This window comes from Mycolicibacterium peregrinum, assembly GCF_001665625.1.
Classification (GTDB): domain Bacteria; phylum Actinomycetota; class Actinomycetes; order Mycobacteriales; family Mycobacteriaceae; genus Mycobacterium; species Mycobacterium peregrinum_B.
The window spans coordinates 19906-40738 of sequence record NZ_LZSY01000036.1 but is presented as its reverse complement, the minus strand read 5'-3'; the positions used below and the strand labels follow the sequence as shown (position 1 = coordinate 40738).

The window sequence follows — 20833 nt, the reverse complement described above, 5'->3', positions numbered from 1 at the left end:
TTGGCGCAACGGTGCTAGCGTCCGCTGTGATCTCAGCCGTCCGTTGACGGGACGGCGGAACCGGACGGTTCCGCGCACAACCGAATATCGAGCAGAGGACCAATGACCCGCAGCGAAGAATCCTCCACCGAAGCGCAGCATCCGTCCGAACCTCTCGGAGCGACCGATCCACGAGACCTCACACTGCCGCTCTACGGAGCCACATTCGCCCAGGCAGTGTCGCGCTATCTCCGCAGCTACGCGCGTTTCTCCGGCCGCGCTTCACGCAGCGAATACTGGTGGGGCGCGCTCGCATACACCTTGGCCCTCCTCCTCTGCGGAGTTTTTGTCGCGGTCGCGGGAGATAACGGCACGCTCGGGGGCCTGGCGCTGGTACTCGCCGCCATCGTCATACTCGGGGGCGCGACTCCAAATTGGGCGTTGTTGGTCCGCAGACTCCACGACGCCAACCTGTCCGGATGGATGAGCCTGCTCTCGTTGCTGCCGTACGTCGGATTGGTCTTCGGCATACTGCCGTCCAAACCGCTCGGACAACGTTTCGACCGCCGCAAGGTGACGTCGGACCCCATGTCTGCGGATTCGGCCCCCGGATGGGACGCAATCGATGCTGCCTTCGCGCGGCTGTACCCAGGGCTGGGCGATGTCGCACCTCATTTCGGCCGCACCGATGCGCGCTTACCCGGCCAAGGCATTTGGGGAATCACCGCGTACCCGAATACGGCTGCCCCACAGCCACACTGGCATCTGGTCACCTACGGGTTCTCCAACGTGTTCGCGTCCGACCCATCGTCCGACGAGGATGACACCTGGGCCGACTTTGAGTGGACCTTCCGCGTGGCCGCCGACATCGACCTCACCCAACCGCTGCCAGCACAAGTCCCCACCTGGTCGCTGCGTCTCCTCCAACGGCTGGGTGACCTGGTTTTCAGCGGGACAGATGCGCTGGACATCGGTCACCGCATCAAGGTCGGTGGCCCGATCACGCTCGGTGATCCCCAAACCGACCTGACCGCAATCATGTTCGTCGAAGACCCTCAACTCGCGCAGGTCGAAACCGGCGGGGGCCGCCTGCGCTTCGTACAGCTTGTCGGAGTTTCCGACGACACGGTTACCGCCGCACAAGCGCTGGACAACGGCGTCGCGGGCACGCTTCAGGTACTCGAGAAGATGGCCGAGACCAATCCCCTGCTCGTTACTGACATCAAGTAATCCGCGGCAACATGACCGTGCCGCGCAGGGGGCCACGGGCGCCCTGCGCCCGATTCACATGTGTGCCACGGCGTGAAACGCACTGGGTGGCATGCCGTGCCAGCGTTTGAACGCATGGCAGAACGTCGAGGTCTCGCTGTAGCCGAGGCGTCGCGAAACCTCCTCGACCGTCAGCCCGACGCTGCACAGCAGATCGACGGCGAGCGCTGACCGGGCCTCGTTGACCAGTGCCCGGAACGTGGTTCCCTCGTCGGCCAGGCGGCGTCGCAGGGTTCGCGGATGGACACCCAGTTCGGCGGCGACCTCTGGCAGTGCCGGAATCCGGCCGGGGTCTCGAAAAAGCTTGCTGCGCACTACCGCAGTGATCCCACGACGTTGCTCGTAGCGCTGCATCAGCACGTCACACTGAGCGATGCACAGATCGAGGGTGTAGGGATCGGCTTGTGGCAGGGGCTCGTCCAGCATGGCGCGAGGGAAGTGCAGTCGGGAGTGGGCACGGCCGAACGCCACGTCCGGGAGCGGCATCAGGGTCAGTAACGGTTGCAGTACGTGCTCATCGATCGACACCTCGGCGAATATGCGGTCGGCGTACTGGGCCACCACCGGAGCGGCGAAACTTGCGGTCGTGGCGACAATTCCGGCGACATCACGTTCGATGAAGAAGCGTTGGACATCGCCGGGCAGGTGGTCCACGTTGAGTTCCAGCACGCATTCGTCGACGCCCTCGAACAGCTGAAGATCGATCTGCAATGTGGTCAGGGCGAAGTAGCGCATCCCTATGCTGAACAATTCACGCAACGTGGCACACGACATGACCGCGAACCCGAACAGGCCCATGTGCGTCAGCGCCGACCTGCCACCCACATCGGCCCCCAGTCCGGGCGCGTCGGGCAGCCGAGCCTGCAGCCGACGGACGGCCAGGATCTCGTCGTGTGCGCTGATCACGCAGTCGGGATCATCGAGGTCTGCCGGCGTGATGCCGGTCCCGGCCAGGACCTGCGCCGCCGGGACTCCGCGCTCGACCGCCACCTCGCACAACACGCGGGTGGCGTGGATCGGATGGCATACATCGGCCGACCATGTTGACCGCGAGATCGATCCTGACCTGGCCATTGGCTCCCCGCCCGCTGTCCCAAAATCCCAACTCTGTGTCCGATAGTCCCATTCCCCGCTCCCCTTGTCATTCATACGCTGAATTCATGGCGGCACCGGCGGCACGACTGAGCACGTGGACCATGACCCGCGAGGCGATCACGGTCGGATTCAGCACCGACAGCGGCTTCCTGACCCGCACTCAGGGCCGCGATATCACCCGATACCGCTGCGCAGGACGACGTTTCGTATCGATCGCGCATCCTGACTACGTCGACCACGTGCTGCACCAAGCGCGCCTGCGCTACGTCAAATCGAACGAGTACGAACCGATCCGTGCCGCAGCGGGGATAAATCTGCTGACCGACGAGGGTGACTCCTGGGCCTACCACCGCGCGGCGCTGAACCCGACGTTCGCACGTCGTCATCTCAACGACATCGTCGACCTGATGATCGCCCCGATCGCGCGAGCCACCGACGAACTCGCCGAAGGCGGTGACGGCGTCCGGTTCGACATGCATGCCGCCATGGTGGAAACCACTCTGCGGGTCGTGTCCAACGCCCTGTTCAGCCAGGATTTCGGACCGATCGTCCACAGCATGCGAGACCTCACCACGCGCGGGCTCAGGCGCACCGAGAAGCTGGCCCGGCTGGGTCTTTTGGGCCTGCTCCCCCGCCCGGTCTACGACGCCATGGCGGCGAGCACGTATTCGGGGATCCCGCTGCCGCCGCCGCTGCGCGAAGGTCAGCGCATCGCCCTGGCCCTGGATGCCGCGGTGAACGCCGTGCTCGACGAGCGTCTCTCCCACCCCACCGAATCGGCCGACCTGCTCAACGTATTGTTCGGCGCGGACGATGGCACCTGGCCCCGCCAGCGGGTCCGGGACGAAGCGCTGACTTTCATGCTCGCGGGGCACGAGACTACGGCCAACGCGATGTCGTGGTTCTGGTACCTGATGGCGCGCCACCCCGACGCCCGGGACCGGATGCTGGCCGAGGTGGACTCCGTGCTGGGAGCGGGCCGTCCGACGGACGGCGACCTGACCCGGATGCCGTGGACCACTGCGTGTCTACAGGAGTCGCAGCGTTGTCACTCCGCGGTATGGATCATCGCGCGCGAGGCGGTCGAGCCCGACGAAATCGACGGCCACCATATTCGTCCGGGCACGACGGTCATCATCCCGATTCATCAGATTCACCACGACAAGCGGTGGTGGCCCGATCCGGACACCTTTGACCCCAACCGATTTCTCGGTGACGCCGCCAAGAACCGGCCGCGCTCGGCATACCTGCCGTTCGGCGGCGGGCGCCGGATCTGCATCGGCCAGAGTTTCGCCCTGATGGAGATGGTGTTGATTGCCGCGATCATGAGCCAACGGTTCGTTTTCGATCTCGATCCTGACCACTCGGTGGAGATGGAGGCTACGTTGACATTGCGACCCAAACACGGCGTCCACATGATCGGACGCAGCCGGGAGGTGGCCTGATGCCCGACTTTCACACGCTCATCATCGGCGCCGGATTCTCCGGCATCGGCACGGCCATCGCGCTGGACAAGGCCGGCCTGCACGACTACCAGATTCTGGAGGCCGGCAACGGGGCTGGCGGGACCTGGTTCTGGAACACCTATCCCGGTGTGGCCGTGGATATCCCATCGTTCTCCTACCAGTTCTCGTTCGAACAGTCGCGGGATTGGTCCCGCACCTACGCCCCCGGAAACGAGTTGCGCACCTACGCCGACACCTGCGTCGACAAATACGGCCTGCGCCCCCGGATCCGGTTCAACGCCACCGTCACACGAGCGGTCTTCGATGACGACGAGAACCTGTGGCGGGCCGAACTCGAGTCGGGCGCGATACTGGCGGCCCGATTCCTGGTCAATGCCAGCGGCGTGTTGACCATCCCGAAGCTGCCGGAGATCGACGGCGTGGACTCCTTCGCCGGGACCACCGTGCACACCGCCCGGTGGGACCACACCCAGGATCTCACCGGCAAACGGGTGGCCATCATCGGCACCGGTGCCTCTGCGGTCCAGGTGATCCCCGAGATCGCCCCGAAGGTCGAGCAGCTCACCGTCTTTCAACGGACACCGATCTGGTGCTTCCCCAAGTTCGACGTGCCGATCCCACCGATCGCGCGCAGACTGATGCGGCTGCCCGGCGGCCGGACGTTGCACCGGCTGATCAGCCAGGCGTATGTGGAATTCACCTTCCCGCTGGCCGCGCAGTACTTCACCATCAACCCCTTCGCCCAGCGCGCCGGCGCAGCCGGACGGGCCTATCTGCGCCAACAGGTCGGTGATCCCGAGGTACGCGACAAACTCACACCGCGGTACGCGGTGGGATGTAAACGACCCGGCTTCCACAACAGCTACCTGGCCACCTTCAACCGGGACAATGTCCGGTTGGTCACCGAACCGATCGACAAGATCACCGGATCCGGTGTCGCGACGGCTGACGGGGAGAGCCACGACGTTGACGTGCTCATCCTGGCCACCGGCTTCAAGGTGATGGACGTGGATGCGCTGCCCTTCGAGATCGTGGGGTCGGGCGGACAGTCACTCAGCGAGTTCTGGATGCAGCACCGAATGCAGGCCTACGAAGGCGTCAGCGTCCCCGGATTCGCCAACTTCTTCTCGGTGATGGGCCCGTACGGCTACGTCGGGTCGTCGTACTTCGCGCTGATCGAGGCCCAAACCCGGCATCTGGTGCGGTGTATCGCGCAGGCCGACCGTCGTGCGGCCCGCCGCGTCGAGGTCCGCCAGGAGGCCAACGACCGGTATTTCGCGGAGATGATGCGCAAGCGTCACCGCCAGATCTTCTGGCAGGACAGCTGCAACCTGGCCAACAGCTACTACTTCGACCGCAACGGTGACGTGCCACTGAGGCCCGCCACCACAGTCGAAGCCTACTGGCGCAGCAGGACTTTCGACCTCGACGACTACGCGTTCACCTCCTAGCTCGTCAGGCCTCGGCGCATGCCTTGATGGCGGCGAGGGTCTGCTCCATTCCGACTTCCAGTTGTTCGGTGAAGGCCTGCTGTCCGCCGAGGTGCGACTCGGTCAGATCGAGCGAAAGTTGCGATATTCCGTCGGGGGTCTCGCGCCGTTGTGTCAGCACCGTGGCACCGGCATCGTCAGCGCTGATCGAGAACGACCAGATCGCATAGTTCTCGGCGATGCGGAAGGCGATCTCTTTCTCCGGCTCGTACCGCACCACCTCGCCGTGCGTGATCCACTCAAGCTCACCCTGGTGGTTGAGGTTGGTGAACGTGGAACCCAGCCGGATGTCATCGTCGGGTTCGCGCAGCTTCACCGATATCACCTGCGGGCTCCACTGTGACATGCGTCGGACGTCGCGGATGATCTCCCAGACCACGGAAGATGTTGTCTCGATGGCGATCTGGCGTTCCAGTAGCGCCTTGAAGCTGGTGGTCATTACCCCTCCGATCAATACGACCGATCGGTCGTATATTGGCCAATGTCGACCGTACGCGACTCGGCCACCCCACGTCCAGAGTGTGGCTACTGTGAACTGATGACCGTTTTGCCTGCAGCTGACGGGCGGAGAGCGCGTGGCGATGCCACCCGTCGCCTGGTCGCGCGTACTGCTGCAGACATCGCCACCACACACGGCCTGGACGGGATTACCGTGGGTGGCCTGTCCACCTCGACCGGGGTGAGCAAAAGCGGAATCCTCACGGTCTTCGACAACCGGGAGGCGATCCAACTGGCCGCAGTAGCTGAAGCGCGCCAGGTCTACATCGACGTCGTAATCCGTCCGGCGCTGAGCTGTCCGCCCGGAGCCGCGCGGCTCGCTGCCCTTCTCGATTCCTGGTTGGCGTACCTGCGCGCCGAGGTGTTCCCCGGCGGTTGCTTCGTATCGGCGACATCGGTCGAGTTCGGGCGTCGCACCGGCCCCGTGGCCGACGCGGTGCGAAATCTCAAGCAGGAGTGGCTGGATCTGCTGGAAAACGAATTCTCCGTAGCGGGTTCACCCGATCCTGCCGAAGACGCCTTCCGCGTCGATGCCTACCTGTGTGCGGGCAACACCCGTCGCGAGCTGTTCGGCACCGATGCCGGACTGGTGCGCGCACGCACACTCGCCGGCCGCGTCGTAGAGCGCTACCGCACCTGATCAACCCCGCCCAGATCAACGCCATGGTCGCTCCGCCCGAAGAATCACGACCATGGCGTTGGTCTCGCGGCGATGGCGCGGGGAAACACAACAGCCCCCGATCAGCGATCGGGGGCTGTTGGCAGGAATTGCTAGACCGAGGCCTTCAGGTCCTCGACCTTGTTGAGCTGCTCCCAGGGCAGTTCGATGTCGGTGCGCCCGAAGTGGCCGTAGGCCGCCGTCTGGGCGTAGATCGGCCGCAGCAGGTCCAGGTCACGAATGATCGCGCCGGGGCGCAGATCGAACACGCTGCTGATGGCCTTCTCGATGCGGGCCGGGTCGACGGTCTCGGTGCCGAACGTCTCGACGAACAGGCCGACCGGGGCCGCCTTGCCGATCGCGTAGGCCACCTGGACCTCGACGCGCTCCGCCAGGCCGGCGGCGACGACGTTCTTGGCCACCCAGCGCATCGCGTACGCGGCCGAACGGTCCACCTTTGACGGATCCTTGCCGGAGAAGGCGCCGCCACCGTGACGGGCCCAGCCGCCGTAGGTGTCGACGATGATCTTGCGGCCGGTCAGGCCGGCGTCACCCATCGGCCCGCCCAGCACGAACTTGCCGGTCGGGTTGACCAGCAGGCGGAAATCGGAGGTGTCCAGCGTCTCGTGGTTGAGATCGGCCAGCACGGTGTTGACGACCTTCTCCCGGATGTCCGGGGTCAGGGTGCCGTCGAGGTCGATGCCGTCGGCGTGCTGCGTCGAGAGCACCACGGTGTCCAGCCGCACCGGGGTCTTGCCGTCGTACTGGATGGTGACCTGCGTCTTGCCGTCCGGGCGCAGGTAATCGAGCACGCCGTTCTTGCGGACCTCGGTCAGCCTCCGCGACAGCCGGTGGGCCAGTGCGATAGGCAGCGGCATCAGCTCGGGGGTGTCGCCGATGGCGTACCCGAACATCAGGCCCTGGTCACCGGCGCCCTGGGAATCCAGCGGATCGCCGGCTCCTTCGACACGCGCCTCGTGGGCGGTGTCCACGCCCTGGGCGATGTCAGGCGACTGCGCGCCGATGGCGATGTTCACACCGCACGAGGCGCCGTCGAAGCCCTTGGTGGACGAGTCGTAACCGATCTCCAGGATGCGGTCACGCACGATCTTCGGGATGTCGGCGTAGGCGGAGGTGGTGACCTCGCCGGCGACGTGCACCTGGCCGGTGGTCACCAGCGTTTCCACCGCGACCCGCGACTTGGGGTCCTGCTCCAGCAGCGCGTCGAGCACCGAGTCGCTGATCGCATCACAGATCTTGTCGGGGTGCCCTTCGGTTACCGACTCACTGGTAAACAGGCGACCTTCGCTCACGGTCCGCTTCCTTCCTTGCCGATCTGAAAAAGTTTTCAGTCTCAAAACTACTTAGTTAGGCGAATAATATCTATGCCCTGTTGCACCCAAGCGCGTGGGACGCCGATGCGCAACCCTTATCCGCACATTGAGTACGTGACGTCACCCGTCGTGCTTGCCCAGGAACGCCCCGATCGCGTCCACGATACGGGTGGCCATCAGCGTCTTCGAACCGTGCTCGAGTGCAGCCTCGGCGCCGTCCGCGCTCAGCAACCAACCGTCGTTGTTGTCCACCTCGAACGCACGGTTCTCCCCCACTGCGTTCACCACCAGCAGATCGCATCCCTTGCGCTGGAGCTTGGCCCTGGCGTGGAACAGCACGTCGCCATTGGCATCGCCGGTCTCGGCGGCGAAGCCGACGATGGCCCGCATGTTCGGCAGCTGTCCCTCGGTCCGGGCGCGCACTGCACCGGCGAGCACGTCGTCGTTGCGGACGAGGTCGATGGAATTGGGCTCGGAGGCGCTGCCCTTCTTGATCTTGCTGGTGGCTACCTTTGCGGGCCGGAAATCGGCGACGGCGGCGGCCATCACCAGAACATTGGCCTCGGGGGCGTACTTGGACACCGCGTCCCGCAACTGGGCGGCAGAACCGATGTGTACGACGTCGACGCCGGCCGGGTCGACCAGACCGGCGGTGTTACCCGCGACAAGCGTCACGTCGGCGCCGCGCTGGGCCAAAACCCGGGCCACGGCGTATCCCTGCTTGCCCGAGCTGCGGTTGCCGATGAACCGCACCGGATCGATGGGCTCACGGGTCCCGCCGGCCGTCACCAGCGCCTTGACGCCGGCCAGGTCATATGGCAGGGCGTCGCCCCGTTCCAGCAGCAACTGGGCGAACGTGGCGATCTCTTCGGCCTCGGGGAGCCGTCCTGCACCGCTGTCGGCGCCTGTGAGCCGGCCGGAGGCCGGTTCGAGCACCACCGCGCCCCGACGGCGCAATGTGGCCACGTTGTCGACGGTGGCCGGGTGAAACCACATCTCGGTGTGCATCGCGGGCGCGAACAGCACCGGACATCGCGCCGTCAGCAGAGTGGCGGTCAACAGGTCGTCGGCGCGGCCTGCCACGGCACGCGCCAGCAGGTCGGCGGTCGCGGGTGCGACGACCACCAGATCGGCTTCCTGCCCGATGCGGACGTGCGGAACCTCGTGCACATCGGTGAACACACCGGTGTGCACGGGATTGCCCGACAGGGCCTCAAAGGTGGCGGCGCCGACGAAGCGCAGAGCCGACTCGGTGGGCAGCACGCGTACCGAATGGCCCGCCTCGGCGAGTTGGCGGACCAGGGTGCACGCCTTGTAGGCGGCAATGCCGCCGGCCACACCGACGACGATTCGCTTACCCGCGCTCACGTCTCCGGCCCTGGCCTGGCTACTCGCCGCCCTCGGTGTGCTCGAGCAGGTCCTCGTGGATCTCCCGCATCGCGATCGACAGCGGCTTCTCCTGCAGACCGGGCTCGACCAGAGGGCCGACGTACTCAAGAATGCCGTCGCCGAGCTGGTTGTAGTAATCGTTGATCTGACGCGCCCGCTTGGCGGCGTAGATCACCAACGCGTACTTGCTCGACGCGCGGTCCAGCAACTCGTCGATGGGCGGGTTGGTGATGCCCAGCGGCGTGTCGTAGGCGCTGGCGGCGGACGAATCGATGTCGTCCGCAGCGGCCAGCTGCGCATCGGCGTGCGGGGTGCTCACGAAAAAGTCTCCTGGCGGTTGCGTGAATGCGGTTACTGAACAGCGTGCTGGTGGCTCGCGGATCCGATCGCGTCGGTCCCGGCACGATGAGTCATCGGCTGTCCACCAGCAAGGATACCAATTCAGCGCATGCGGTATCCAACTGGCGGTTCACCACAACCTGGTCAAAGTCGGATTTCGCGGCCATTTCGGCCCGCGCCGTCTCCAATCGCCTGGCCATCACCTCGGGCGTCTCGGTGCCGCGACCGGACAAACGGTTGACCAGTTCGTCCCAGCTCGGCGGTGCGAGGAACACCGATACCGCCTCGGGCATGGCCTTCTTGACGGCGCGCGCCCCGGCCAGATCGACCTCGATCAGCACCGGGCGCCCGGCCCGGGTGGCCTCTCGCACCGGCTGCGCCGGCGTCCCCGAGCGCTGCAAACCACCGTGGATTTCAGCCCATTCCAGCAGCTCACCGTCATCGATCAGCTGCTGAAACCGCTCTTTGGACACGAATGTGTAGTCGACTCCGTCGACCTCGCCGGGGCGCGGTGCCCTGGTCGTGACCGAGACGGAGAAATACAAGTCGGGAAGCCGCTCCCGCAGGCAGCGGACCACGGTGGACTTCCCGACGGCGGAGGGACCGGACAACACGACGACCGGAGCCGTCGATGCCTGTTGCCCGGCCCCTCTACCAGCGCTCAATGCGGGCGTCTCTACTGGTCGAACTTCTCCAGGAGGGCCTTGCGCTGACGATCACCGAGGCCGCGCAGACGGCGGGTCGGGGCGATCTCCAGCTCGGTCATGATTTCCTGCGCCTTGACCTTGCCGACCTTGGGCAGGGCCTCCAGCAGCGCGGAGACCTTCATCTTGCCCAAGACCTCATCGGTCTCGGCGTCGGTGAGCACCTGCTTGAGGTTGGTGCCGCCACGCTTGAGTCGATCCTTGAGCTCGGCTCGCGCTCGACGTGCGGCAGCAGCCTTCTCCAACGCTGCCGCGCGCTGTTCGTCGGTCAACTGGGGAAGGGCCACGGTTTCCTCCGTCTCCTGGCGATTTCTCTTCGGCCATCACTTGTTTTGTACGGCTGGAGTGCAAACCAGCCAGCGACGACGACCGTACCCACGCTGGCTGACGAACGCTAACCCCACCCCCTGGTTACGGCGCTAAAAGCCCAGCGTGTAGTGCGCTCCGCCGGGCGCCGGTTTTTCGCCGAAATCACGACTCAGCATCGATCCAGGCGGCCCCGGAGGCCGGATATTCCTGCAAGTCAATGGTTTTCGAGGACCCGCCAGCTAAGTCCGAAGTTGCCCCGCCCCCTCGGCGGTGCCCCCAAAACCTGGGATTACCGGCGGGTAAAAAAAGTTTTCGCTGGTCACGGCGTGTCGGGCGTGTCGGAACGGGTGACGCGCACGTCAAACGTCGGCGTATGCACGACGCCTAACCCCCGCCTAGTTGCCGCATAGCGATTACACAGCTCGGCTAAATAGCCTCCGATGATCGGGTATCTGACGCCCGTGAAGGGAAGCTGGACATGAACATCAAGCGTCTCACCTGCGCTTCTGCCCTGGCGGTGGCCCTCGGAGCCGCCACCCTGAGCGCCGGGACCGGGCTCGCGGCCGCCCAACCCGGGCCACCGTGCAACTTCGGCAACTGCCAGGGCCCGGGAGGACCGGGGGGACCCGGTGGGCCCGGTCATCCTGGCGGTCCGGGCGGCCCCGGTGGCCCCGATCGACCAGGCGACCCCGGCGGACCGGGTGACCATGGCGGGCCTGGATGGCAGGGCGACCACGGCGGACCCGGCGACCGCGGGCCAGGCGGCCCCGGAGGACCTGGATGGCCCGGCGACCACGGCGGACCAGATGACCGCGGTGGGCACTGGGGCCCGCCGCCCCCCGATCTGTCCTGGCGTGGGATGGACCAGGGCCGTTTCGACCACCAGCCGTTCAACTACAACGGCAGGTGGGTGACACCGCTGTTCAACCCGGACTTCAACGGATGGGGCTTCTGGTTCTTCGGAATCTGGATCCCGCTGTGACCCGGTGCGCCGCATCGCATCTGGCAACGCACTGACCAAACTGGTTGTATCCGAGCAATTCTCGTCGAGAGGATACGGCCGCCCAATCGGGCAAACCGAGGAGTGCTGACGAAAAGGCGGGCCGCCACCGGGACGGCCCGCTTTTTCCGTCTCTTCGATGCCTTGCAACCCCATACGATATGACCGTGATCCGATCGGCGAGCGCGGTACTCATCCTGCTGTTGATCGGATTGACAGCGAACGTCGCAGCCCCGGCCTGGGCTTGTGGGTGCGGCGCGTACATCCCGGACCGTGCGGGCGCCAGCGTCGCCGACGAGCGTGCACTCGTCGCGTGGGACGGTGTCACCGAGGACATCCTGATGTCGTTCAACGTGCGAGGCGGCTCGTCGAAGGCTGCCTGGATCATGCCGGTGCCGTCAGAGGCCGAGGTCACGCTCGGCGAACCGGCCGTGTTCAGTGCACTGGCCGCGCTGTCGGCACCGCGTATCGAGTATCGCGACTCCTGGTGGCCGTCGTTCGGTTGGTTGTCGGGGATGGTCTCCCAGCGCGGAGACGGCCTTGTCAGCGCCGCCGCTCCCGACGAGGTCACGGTGCGCAGCCAGCAGCGACTCGGGCCGTTCAATGTCACCCGGCTGGCCTCTGACGATCCCCACGCATTGGCGTCGTGGTTGTCGGAGAAGGGTTTTCCGCAGCCGCCGAGCCTCGCTGAGGACCTCACGCCCTACATCGCCGGTGGTTGGGAGATCGTGGCCATTCAGCTGTTTCCCGACGCGGCCGGCCAGACCCTGACCGGGAATCTGCAGCCATTGCGGTTGTCGTTCGCCTCCGACACCGTGATCTACCCGATGCGCCTGTCCCGTGCGGCCAAACTCCCGCTGGCCGTCGACCTGTATGTGCTGGCCAACCACCGCATGGATCCGACCGCATTCCCGGTCTCCGGACGAAAGCCCGAGCTGCAGTTCGCCGGACGCATATCGAGCGGGATCCGCGAGCTCGATACGTTCCTCGAAGCGGGGAATTACCTGACCCGGTGGACCGACACGATCGACTCCCCCGCATCGATCGACGGGGATTACGGCTTCGCGCCTGCTGCTTCGGACACCGACTACCAGGAAGTTATCTACCGCGAACGAGATCGCGGGGATCTCACCGGCCTCGCTCTGTTGGCGGCCGCCGCCATCGGTGCGGTGTTCGTCATCGTTCGGACGCTCAGGATCCGCGGCCGCCGTCAGGCGAGGTAGGCGACCTCGTCACGCAGGCGCTCGGCGGCCGCGCGCACATCGGCCACCGCGGGACCGGCCCGGAGCACCTCGCGGGACACCGCGGGCAGGACCAGTCGGGCCCCGCCGAGCCCACCCAGCGCGTCGGCACGCCCGCCCTGAGCACCAACACCGGGCACCAGCACCGGCCCGCCCAGCGCACTCAGATCAGGCAGGTCCGTCACGGTCGCCCCGACCACCACACCGACCGATCCGGTGGAGTGAGCGGCGATCCGATTCACCTCAGCGACGGAATCGACGATGGACTGAGCCACGGTGCGCGACCCGGCCATCGCGCGCTGCACACTCGGCCCTTCCGGGTTGGAGGTCGCAGCCAGGACGAAAACCCCACGACCATTGGCCGCGGCGGTGTCCAGCAGCGGCTGCAGCGAACCGAATCCCAGATACGGCGACGCGGTGACCGCGTCGGCCGCCAGTGGCGAATCACCGGCCCAGGCCGCCGCATAGGCGGCCATGGTCGAGCCGATGTCCCCGCGCTTGGCATCGGCCAGCACCAGTACCCCGGCCTCGCGCAGCGCACCCATGGTGCGTTCGAGCACCGCGAAACCCGCTGAGCCGTAGGCCTCGAAGAACGCCACCTGCGGCTTCACCATCGCGAACCCCGCGAACGCCGCCACGCAGATGTCGCTGAACGCGGCCAGTCCGTCGGCATCGGTGGACAGGCCCCACGCCCGCAGCAGTTCGGGATGGGGGTCGATGCCGGGGCACAGCGGTCCCCGCTCCGACACCGCGGTGGCCAGCCGTTGCCCGAAAGCGTCCATGGTCAGCGCGATTCCAACTCGCTGTGCAGTTCCTGCAGTGACATCACGCCGATGTCGCCGCGGATGGCCGCCTCGATGCCCTGCACCGCGGCGGAGGCACCCTGCACCGTCGTCACGCACGGGATGTTCATCGACACTGCGGCCGAACGGATCTCGTAACCGTCGACGCGCGGCCCGGAATTTCCGTACGGCGTGTTGATCACCATGTCGACCTCGCCGGCCTTGATGGCGTCGACCGACGACGGCAGCGGCGCATCTCCGTGCGGTTCCTCGGAGTGCTTGCGCACTTCGTCGCAGGGAATACCGTTGCGGCGCAGCATCTCTGCGGTACCCTCCGTGGCCAGTACCCGGAATCCGAGGTCGGCCAGGCGCTTGACCGGGAACACCAGCGACCGCTTGTCACGGTTGGCCACCGACACGAAGACGGTGCCCGAGGTCGGCAGCGACCCGTAGGCCGCGGTCTGGCTCTTGGCGAACGCGGTACCGAAATCGTGGTCGATGCCCATCACTTCGCCGGTCGACTTCATCTCCGGTCCCAGCAGCGAGTCGACCTGCGCACCGTCGGCCCGGCGGAACCGGTGGAACGGCAGCACGGCTTCCTTGACCGCCACCGGCGCATTGCGGGCAATGGCGGCCCCGTCGCCGGTCTTGTTCAGCAGGCCCTCCGTGCGCAACTCGGCGATGGTGGCACCCAGCATCACCCGAGCACAGGCCTTCGCCAGCGGCACCGCGGTGGCCTTGGAAACGAACGGCACGGTACGGCTGGCGCGGGGGTTGGCCTCCAGGACGTAGAGCACGTCGTCCTTGAGCGCGTACTGCACGTTGAGCAGTCCCACCACGCCGATGCCGTGGGCGATGGCCTCCGTCGCGCGGCGCACCGCTTCGATGTCACTGCGCCCCAAGGTGACCGGGGGCAGCGCGCATGCCGAGTCACCGGAGTGGATGCCGGCCTCCTCGATGTGCTCCATGATGCCGCCGATGTACACCTCGTTGCCGTCGCACAGCGCGTCGACGTCGATCTCGATCGCGTCTTCGAGGAACCGGTCGACCAGCACCGGGTGTTCCGGGGACAGCTGGGTGGCACGGGCGATATAGCCCTCAAGCGTCGCCTCGTCGTAGACGATCTCCATCCCGCGCCCGCCCAACACGTAGGAGGGGCGCACCAGCACGGGGTAGCCGATGTCGGAGGCGATCCGCCGGGCCTGCTCGAAGCTGGTGGCGGTACCGAACCGCGGGGCCGGCAGACCGGCGTTGACCAGAACTTCGCCGAAAAGACCACGGTCCTCGGCCAGGTCGATGGCCTCGGGCCCGGTGCCCACGATCGGAACTCCGGCGTCTTCGAGACGCTTGGCCAGACCGAGCGGCGTCTGGCCGCCGAGTTGCACGATCACCCCGACGACGCCGGGACCGGTCCCGTCCTCGCCCTTGCCCGAGGCGTCCTCGGCGTAATAGACCTCCAGCACGTCCTCGAAGGTGAGCGGCTCGAAATACAACCGGTCGGCGGTGTCGTAGTCGGTGGACACCGTCTCGGGGTTGCAGTTGACCATCACGGTTTCGAAGCCGACCGCACTCAGTGTGGTCGCGGCATGCACACAGCTGTAGTCGAACTCGATGCCCTGACCGATGCGGTTCGGGCCCGATCCCAGGATCAGCACCTTGGGCTTCTCGGTCTGCGGGGCCACCTCGGTCTCGGCCGCGGGGTCGAGCTCGTAGCTGCTGTAGTGGTACGGCGTCTTGGCGTCGAACTCGGCCGCGCAGGTGTCGACGGTCTTGTACACCGGATGGATGCCGAGCCTGCGGCGCAGCGCGCGCACCCCGGACTCACCTGCCAGTTCCGGCCGCAGAGCGGCGATCTGGCGGTCCGACAGGCCGCTGTGCTTGGCCCGTCGCAGCAGTTCGGAGTCGAGCACCGGCGCTTCCAGCAGTTCGACGCGCAGCGCGACCAGTCCGGCGATCTGCTCGATGAACCACGGGTCGACGCCGGAGGCCTCGGCCACCTGCTCGACGCTGGCGCCCAGACGCAGTGCGTGTTCGATGTCGTAGAGCCTGCCGTCCACGGCGGTGCGCAGGCCGGTCAGCAGCTGCTCGACCGTCAGGTCGGGGTCCGGCCCGGTCCAGAAGCCGGCCCGGCTGGTCTCCAGCGACCGCATCACCTTCCCGAGGGCCTCGATGAAGTTGCGGCCCAACGACATCGCCTCGCCGACCGACTTCATCGTGGTGGTCAGCGTGGCGTCAGCCCCGGGGAACTTCTCGAACGCGAACCGCGGCGCCTTGACCACGACGTAGTCCAGCGTGGGCTCGAAGCAGGCCGGGGTTTCCTTGGTGATGTCGTTGACGATCTCGTCGAGCGTGTAGCCGATGGCCAGCTTCGCCGCGATCTTGGCGATCGGGAACCCGGTGGCCTTCGAAGCCAGAGCCGAGGACCGCGAGACGCGCGGGTTCATCTCGATGACGATGAGCCGTCCGTCTTCCGGGTTGATCGCGAACTGGATGTTGCAGCCGCCGGTGTCGACGCCCACCTCACGCAGGATGTCGATGCCCACGTCGCGCATCTTCTGGTACTCGCGGTCGGTCAGCGTCATCGCCGGGGCAACGGTCACCGAGTCCCCGGTGTGCACGCCCATCGGGTCGAAGTTCTCGATCGAGCACACCACCACGACGTTGTCGCGGTGGTCACGCATCAGCTCGAGCTCGAATTCCTTCCAGCCGTAGATGGATTCCTCGATCAGCACGTTGGCCGTCGGCGAGGCGGATAGACCGTCACCGGCCATCCGCTCGACGTCCTCGGCCGAGTACGCCATGCCGGATCCGAGGCCGCCCATGGTGAAGCTGGGCCGGACCACGACGGGCAGCCCCAGATCGGCGACGGTCTCGCGGACCTCGTCCATGGTGAAACAGACACGGCTGCGCGCGGACTCACCGCCCACCTTGGCGACGATGTCCTTGAATTTCTGCCGGTCCTCACCACGCTGGATGGCCTCGAAATCGGCGCCGATCATCTCGACGCCGTACTTTTCGAGGACGCCGTTGTCGTGCAGGGCCACTGCGGTATTCAGCGCAGTCTGCCCGCCGAGAGTCGCCAGGACGGCGTCGATCTTGTTGCCGCGCTCGGCCTGCTGGACGATGACCTTCTCGACGAACTCCCAGGTGATCGGCTCGACATAGGTGTTGTCGGCGTACTCGGGGTCGGTCATGATCGTCGCCGGGTTCGAGTTGACCAGGCTGACCTGGATCCCCTCGGATCGCAGCACGCGACAGGCCTGAGTACCCGAATAGTCGAACTCACAGGCCTGGCCGATGACGATCGGGCCGGACCCGATCACCAGCACGTGGTTGAGGTCAGAGCGACGTGGCATTTACTTCTCTCCTGCCATCAGGTCTACGAACTGGTCGAACAGGTACTCGGCGTCGTGCGGGCCGGCCGCGGCCTCCGGGTGGTACTGCACCGAGAACGCCCGGCCGTCGGCCAGCCGGATGCCTTCGACCACACCGTCGTTGGCGCAGGTGTGGCTGACCTCGGCGGTGCCGAAGGGGGTGTCGAACTTCTCCCCCGCCTCACCCTCAAGAGCGAACCCGTGGTTCTGGGCGGTGATCGCCACGCGCCCGGTGATGTGGTCGATGACCGGGATGTTGATGCCGCGGTGGCCGAACACCATCTTGTAGGTGGACCGGCCCAGAGCGCGGCCCAGGATCTGGTTGCCGAAGCAGATGCCGAACAACGGGATTCCCGCACTCAGAACCTCGCGGGTCACCGCGACGATGTGATCGGCGGTGGCCGGGTCGCCGGGGCCGTTGGACAGGAACACCCCGTCCGGCTTGAGATCGGCGATCTGATCGAAGCTCACCGATGACGGCAGCACGTGGCTGCGGATCCCGCGTCGCGCGAAGTTGCGCGGGGTGTTGGTCTTGATGCCCAGGTCGACTGCCGCAACCGTAAACCGGTGGCCGCCTTCCGGTTCCACAACATAGGAACTCTGCGTGCTCACCTGGCCGGCCAGATCCGCGCCCAGCATCGAGGGCTGGTCCAGTACGCGGGCCACCAATTCGTCGGTCGTCGCCAACGCATCCCCCGAGAACACCCCCGCCTTCATCGAACCGCGGGTCCGCAGGTGGCGCACCACTGCCCGGGTGTCGATCCCGGCGATACCGACGATGCCCTGACGGACCAGCTCGTCGTCGAGGGTTCCGCTGGCACGCCAGTTTGACGCCCGCGGGGAGGGATCACGCACCGCGTAACCGGCCACCCAGATCTTGTCGTCGCGGCTTTCACCATCTTCGGTGTTCCACCCGGTGTTGCCGATCTGCGGTGCGGTGGCGACCACGATCTGACCGTGGTAGCTGGGATCGGTGAGCGTTTCCTGATAGCCCGACATGCCGGTGGAGAACACCGCCTCGCCGAGGGTCTGCCCGACCGCACCGAATGTGGTACCGGTGAAGACGCGCCCGTCCTCCAGTACCAGGACCGCCTTGCCGTTCCGATTGTTCGTCATACCTCTTCCTCCAGCCAGCGGTCGTACTCTGCGCGATTGTCGGCGCGGAACCCGGTGTCGATCTCGGTGCCCGAGGGCAACCTCCACCTGATGGCCAGGATTCCGTCGTAAGTCAGTGCCTTGCCTGCGATCCCACGCTCGGTTCTGATCGCGGTGACAGACTCGGCGGGAATCCAGACCGGACCGGCCCCGCTGCGCTGCAACATGATTCCCTCGGGGTAACGGGTCAACACGGCCTTGGCCCGGAAGCCCAGGCTGCCGGCGGCCACCTTGTCGTTCCAGTGCGGCACCACCGTGCTGCCCACGTACATGCCCTTCATGGGCGGGATGATCGATGCGCTGACCGTGTCGGGCAGCGGCGGCAGGGTTCCGATCAGTTCGGCCTGGCGCTGCGCGCGATGCAGCCAGCCGCGCATCATCTGGCGGATCAGGAAAGCGATCAGCACAGCCAGCAGCGCGGCCAGGATCAGCGATGCGATCAGCGTGGGGGTGTTCACGGCGCCGATCCCCGGGTCGCTGCGCTCCTGCCCGCCGGAAGACACTTCCCGTGCAGCGCAGTGATCTTGCCCCGCAACAGTGTGGCGGTCACGGTCGCGGGCAGCGTCATCGATTCGAAGGGCGTGTTGTCCGACCGGCTGGCCAGCTCGTCACCTTCGACCGTCCAGGTCGCATCGGGATCGACCACGGTGAGGTTGGCGGGCTCGCCCACCTCCAGCGGCCGGCCCTGATCCGGCAGGCCGACGATGGCTGCCGGCGCCTCGCTCATCACCTTGGCCACCCCGCGCCAGGTCAGCAGGCCGGGACGCACCATGGTCTCGGCCACCACCGACAGCGCGGTCTGCAGGCCGAGCATGCCCGGACGGGCGACCGAGAATTCGCAGCACTTCTCGTGCTCGGCATGCGGCGCGTGATCGGTGGCCACACAGTCGATGACCCCGTCTGCCAATGCCTGCCGCAGCGCAACGGCATCACTCGATTCCCGCAGCGGCGGGTTGACCCGGTTGCGTCCGTCGTAGCCGGCCAGCCTGCCGTCGTCGAGCAGCAGGTGGTGCGGCGTGACCTCGGCGGTGATCGAAATACCTTGCGCCTTGGCCCACTTCAGCAGTTCGACGGTGCCGGCGGTGGAGGCGTGGCAGATGTGTACCCGGGCACCGGCATCGCGGGCCAGGATCGCGTCGCGGGCCACGATCGATTCCTCGGCTGAGCGCGGCCACCCCGCCAACCCGAGTTTGGCCGCGTTGGGCCCTTCGTGGGCGACCGCGCCGACGGTCAGCCGCGGCTCTTCGGCGTGCTGGGCGATGAGCACCCCCAGGCCGGTGGCGTATTCGAGGGCCCGCCGCATGACCAGTGGATCATCGACGCACAGACCGTCGTCGGAGAACATCCGCACCTGACCGACGCTGTCGGCCATCAGGCCCATCTCGGTGAGCTGCTTACCCTTGAGACCGACGGTGACCGCACCGACCGGGTGCACGTCGACCAGGCCCACCTGCTGACCGCGGTTCCACACGTGGTCGGTGACCACCGCAGAATCGGCGACCGGATCGGTGTTGGCCATCGCGAACACCGCGGTGTAGCCACCGAGAGCCGCGGCGGCCGAACCGGTTTCGATGTCCTCGGCGTATTCACGGCCCGGCTCGCGCAGATGGGTGTGCAGGTCGACGAAGCCCGGCAGGAGCACCTGGCCGGCGGCCTCGATCACCTCGGTGCCCTTGGGCGCCTTGAGTGCAGAGCCGATCTCGGCGATCTGGCCGTCGGCGATCAGTACGTCGAGTTGGTCGCCTTCGCCGTAGAGGCGTGCACCGCGAATGAGTACCTGCTGCGTCATACGCTGATCGCCTCCCGATCCGCGCCCACCAGCAGATGGAACAGCACCGCCATCCGCACGTGGACACCATTTGAAACCTGTTGCAGAACAGCCGATTGCGAGGAATCGGCAACCGGGAACGCGATCTCCATGCCGCGCACCATCGGTCCCGGGTGCAGCACCACGGCGTTACCGGGCAGCATGGCCTGACGCTTCTCGGACAATCCGTAGCGCACCGAGTACTCACGGGCCGAAGGGAAGAACGCGCCGTTCATCCGCTCGGCCTGCACGCGCAGCATCAACACCGCGTCGGCTGCGGGCAACTCGGCGTCCAGGTCGTGCGACACCGTGACCGGCCACCCGGACACCCCGACCGGCAGCAGCGTGGGCGGCGCCACCAGCACCACCTCGGCGCCAAGGGTGCTCAGCAGCGACACATTCGAACGGGCGACGCGGCTGTGCAGCACATCGCCGACGATCACCACACGCTTACCCTCGATGGAGCCGAGACGCTGGCGGATGGTCAACGCGTCGAGCAGGGCCTGCGTCGGGTGCTCATGGGTTCCGTCACCGGCATTGATCACGCTGGGACCGCCGGTCTCCTCGGCCGTCCACTCGGCGAGCTGTTGCGCGGCGCCCGAGTGAGGATGGCGGATGATCAGGGCGTCGGCGCCGGCGGCACGCAGGGTCAGCGCGGTATCGCGAAGCGACTCTCCTTTGGCCACCGAAGATCCCGACGAGCTGACGTTGATCACATCGGCGCTCATCCACTTGCCCGCGACCTCGAACGACACCCGGGTCCGGGTGGAGTTCTCGTAGAACATGGTGATGACGGTGCGGCCGCGCAGCGTGGGCAGCTTCTTGATCTCGCGGCCCAGCAGTGCTTCGCGGAACCGGTCGGCGTCGTCGAGGATCGCCGTAGCGTCATCCCGGCTCAGATCCGCTGCCGACAGAAGATGACGTGTCGTCATAGCGGTCGATTC

Annotated in this window: 19 protein-coding genes; 6 read left to right on the top strand and 13 right to left on the bottom strand. The window is 66.5% G+C overall.

Annotation, left to right across the window (positions count from 1 at the left end):
• Window positions 1–102: 102 nt before the first annotated feature.
• A complete protein-coding gene (locus A5779_RS05470) occupies window positions 103–1209 on the top strand; it encodes a suppressor of fused domain protein (RefSeq protein ID WP_064879737.1) in 1107 nt (368 codons plus the stop codon).
• A 54-nt stretch (window positions 1210–1263) separates the two neighbouring features.
• On the opposite strand, the gene A5779_RS05465 is transcribed toward A5779_RS05470, so the two are convergent.
• Complete coding sequence (locus A5779_RS05465) at window positions 1264–2322, bottom strand: AraC family transcriptional regulator (protein WP_064879735.1); 1059 nt, start codon at window positions 2320–2322, stop codon at window positions 1264–1266.
• Window positions 2323–2408: 86 nt separating this feature from the next.
• Here A5779_RS05465 and A5779_RS05460 point away from each other — a divergent pair, with 86 nt between their 5' ends.
• Both A5779_RS05460 and A5779_RS05455 read left to right on the top strand, forming a co-directional pair.
• Entirely contained in the window at window positions 2409–3788 is a 1380-nt protein-coding gene (locus tag A5779_RS05460) for a cytochrome P450 (RefSeq protein ID WP_064879733.1), read from the top strand.
• Window positions 3788–5260, top strand: coding sequence for a flavin-containing monooxygenase (locus A5779_RS05455; RefSeq protein WP_064879731.1), 1473 nt, complete (start codon window positions 3788–3790; stop codon window positions 5258–5260). Before A5779_RS05460 ends, A5779_RS05455 begins: the two co-directional genes overlap by 1 nt.
• Window positions 5261–5264: 4 nt before the next feature.
• Here A5779_RS05455 and A5779_RS05450 read toward each other — a convergent pair whose 3' ends face one another.
• Window positions 5265–5738, bottom strand: a complete 474-nt coding sequence (locus tag A5779_RS05450; protein ID WP_064879729.1) for an SRPBCC family protein — start codon at window positions 5736–5738, stop codon at window positions 5265–5267.
• A gap of 99 nt (window positions 5739–5837) precedes the next feature.
• On the opposite strand from A5779_RS05450, the gene A5779_RS05445 reads away from it, so the two are divergent.
• A complete protein-coding gene (locus tag A5779_RS05445) occupies window positions 5838–6437 on the top strand; it encodes a TetR/AcrR family transcriptional regulator (protein WP_064879755.1) in 600 nt (199 codons plus the stop codon).
• Window positions 6438–6568: 131 nt separating this feature from the next.
• On the opposite strand, the gene metK is transcribed toward A5779_RS05445, so the two are convergent.
• The 5 genes from metK to mihF form a co-directional block, all read right to left on the bottom strand.
• Window positions 6569–7768, bottom strand: a complete 1200-nt coding sequence (gene metK, locus A5779_RS05440) for a methionine adenosyltransferase (RefSeq protein WP_064879727.1) — start codon at window positions 7766–7768, stop codon at window positions 6569–6571.
• Between the two features lie 141 nt (window positions 7769–7909).
• Window positions 7910–9157: a bifunctional phosphopantothenoylcysteine decarboxylase/phosphopantothenate--cysteine ligase CoaBC gene (coaBC, locus tag A5779_RS05435; protein WP_064879725.1), complete on the bottom strand. Its 1248-nt coding sequence runs from the start codon at window positions 9155–9157 to the stop codon at window positions 7910–7912.
• A gap of 19 nt (window positions 9158–9176) precedes the next feature.
• The gene (rpoZ, locus tag A5779_RS05430; protein WP_044518192.1) at window positions 9177–9497 is read right to left on the bottom strand and encodes a DNA-directed RNA polymerase subunit omega; all 321 of its coding nucleotides are present in this window, start codon (window positions 9495–9497) and stop codon (window positions 9177–9179) included.
• A gap of 91 nt (window positions 9498–9588) precedes the next feature.
• The gene (gmk, locus tag A5779_RS05425; protein WP_064879723.1) at window positions 9589–10182 is read right to left on the bottom strand and encodes a guanylate kinase; all 594 of its coding nucleotides are present in this window, start codon (window positions 10180–10182) and stop codon (window positions 9589–9591) included.
• Between the two features lie 11 nt (window positions 10183–10193).
• Window positions 10194–10508 carry an integration host factor, actinobacterial type gene (mihF, locus tag A5779_RS05420; protein ID WP_003880790.1) on the bottom strand — a complete coding sequence of 105 codons (315 nt, stop codon included), beginning with the start codon at window positions 10506–10508 and terminating at the stop codon, window positions 10194–10196.
• A 500-nt stretch (window positions 10509–11008) separates the two neighbouring features.
• On the opposite strand from mihF, the gene A5779_RS33970 reads away from it, so the two are divergent.
• Both A5779_RS33970 and A5779_RS05410 read left to right on the top strand, forming a co-directional pair.
• Window positions 11009–11512, top strand: a complete 504-nt coding sequence (locus A5779_RS33970) for a hypothetical protein (RefSeq protein WP_165609743.1) — start codon at window positions 11009–11011, stop codon at window positions 11510–11512.
• Between the two features lie 179 nt (window positions 11513–11691).
• Complete coding sequence (locus A5779_RS05410; protein ID WP_064879719.1) at window positions 11692–12753, top strand: DUF2330 domain-containing protein; 1062 nt, start codon at window positions 11692–11694, stop codon at window positions 12751–12753.
• Here A5779_RS05410 and pyrF read toward each other — a convergent pair.
• Genes pyrF through A5779_RS05380 form a run of 6 tightly spaced genes read right to left on the bottom strand, consistent with a single transcriptional unit; the run spans window position 12741 to window position 20821 of the window.
• Entirely contained in the window at window positions 12741–13553 is an 813-nt protein-coding gene (pyrF, locus tag A5779_RS05405; RefSeq protein ID WP_064879717.1) for an orotidine-5'-phosphate decarboxylase, read from the bottom strand. The genes A5779_RS05410 and pyrF overlap by 13 nt on opposite strands.
• A 2-nt stretch (window positions 13554–13555) precedes the next feature.
• A complete protein-coding gene (gene carB / locus A5779_RS05400; RefSeq protein WP_064879715.1) occupies window positions 13556–16909 on the bottom strand; it encodes a carbamoyl-phosphate synthase large subunit in 3354 nt (1117 codons plus the stop codon).
• Window positions 16910–18043 carry a glutamine-hydrolyzing carbamoyl-phosphate synthase small subunit gene (gene carA / locus A5779_RS05395; RefSeq protein WP_064879713.1) on the bottom strand — a complete coding sequence of 378 codons (1134 nt, stop codon included), beginning with the start codon at window positions 18041–18043 and terminating at the stop codon, window positions 16910–16912.
• Window positions 18040–18540, bottom strand: coding sequence for a PH-like domain-containing protein (locus A5779_RS05390; RefSeq protein ID WP_064879753.1), 501 nt, complete (start codon window positions 18538–18540; stop codon window positions 18040–18042). Before A5779_RS05390 ends, carA begins: the two co-directional genes overlap by 4 nt.
• On the bottom strand, window positions 18537–19871 hold the full coding sequence (locus A5779_RS05385; RefSeq protein WP_064879711.1) for a dihydroorotase: 1335 nt from the start codon (window positions 19869–19871) through the stop codon (window positions 18537–18539). Before A5779_RS05385 ends, A5779_RS05390 begins: the two co-directional genes overlap by 4 nt.
• Window positions 19868–20821 carry an aspartate carbamoyltransferase catalytic subunit gene (locus A5779_RS05380; protein WP_064879709.1) on the bottom strand — a complete coding sequence of 318 codons (954 nt, stop codon included), beginning with the start codon at window positions 20819–20821 and terminating at the stop codon, window positions 19868–19870. Before A5779_RS05380 ends, A5779_RS05385 begins: the two co-directional genes overlap by 4 nt.
• Window positions 20822–20833 lie beyond the last annotated feature (12 nt).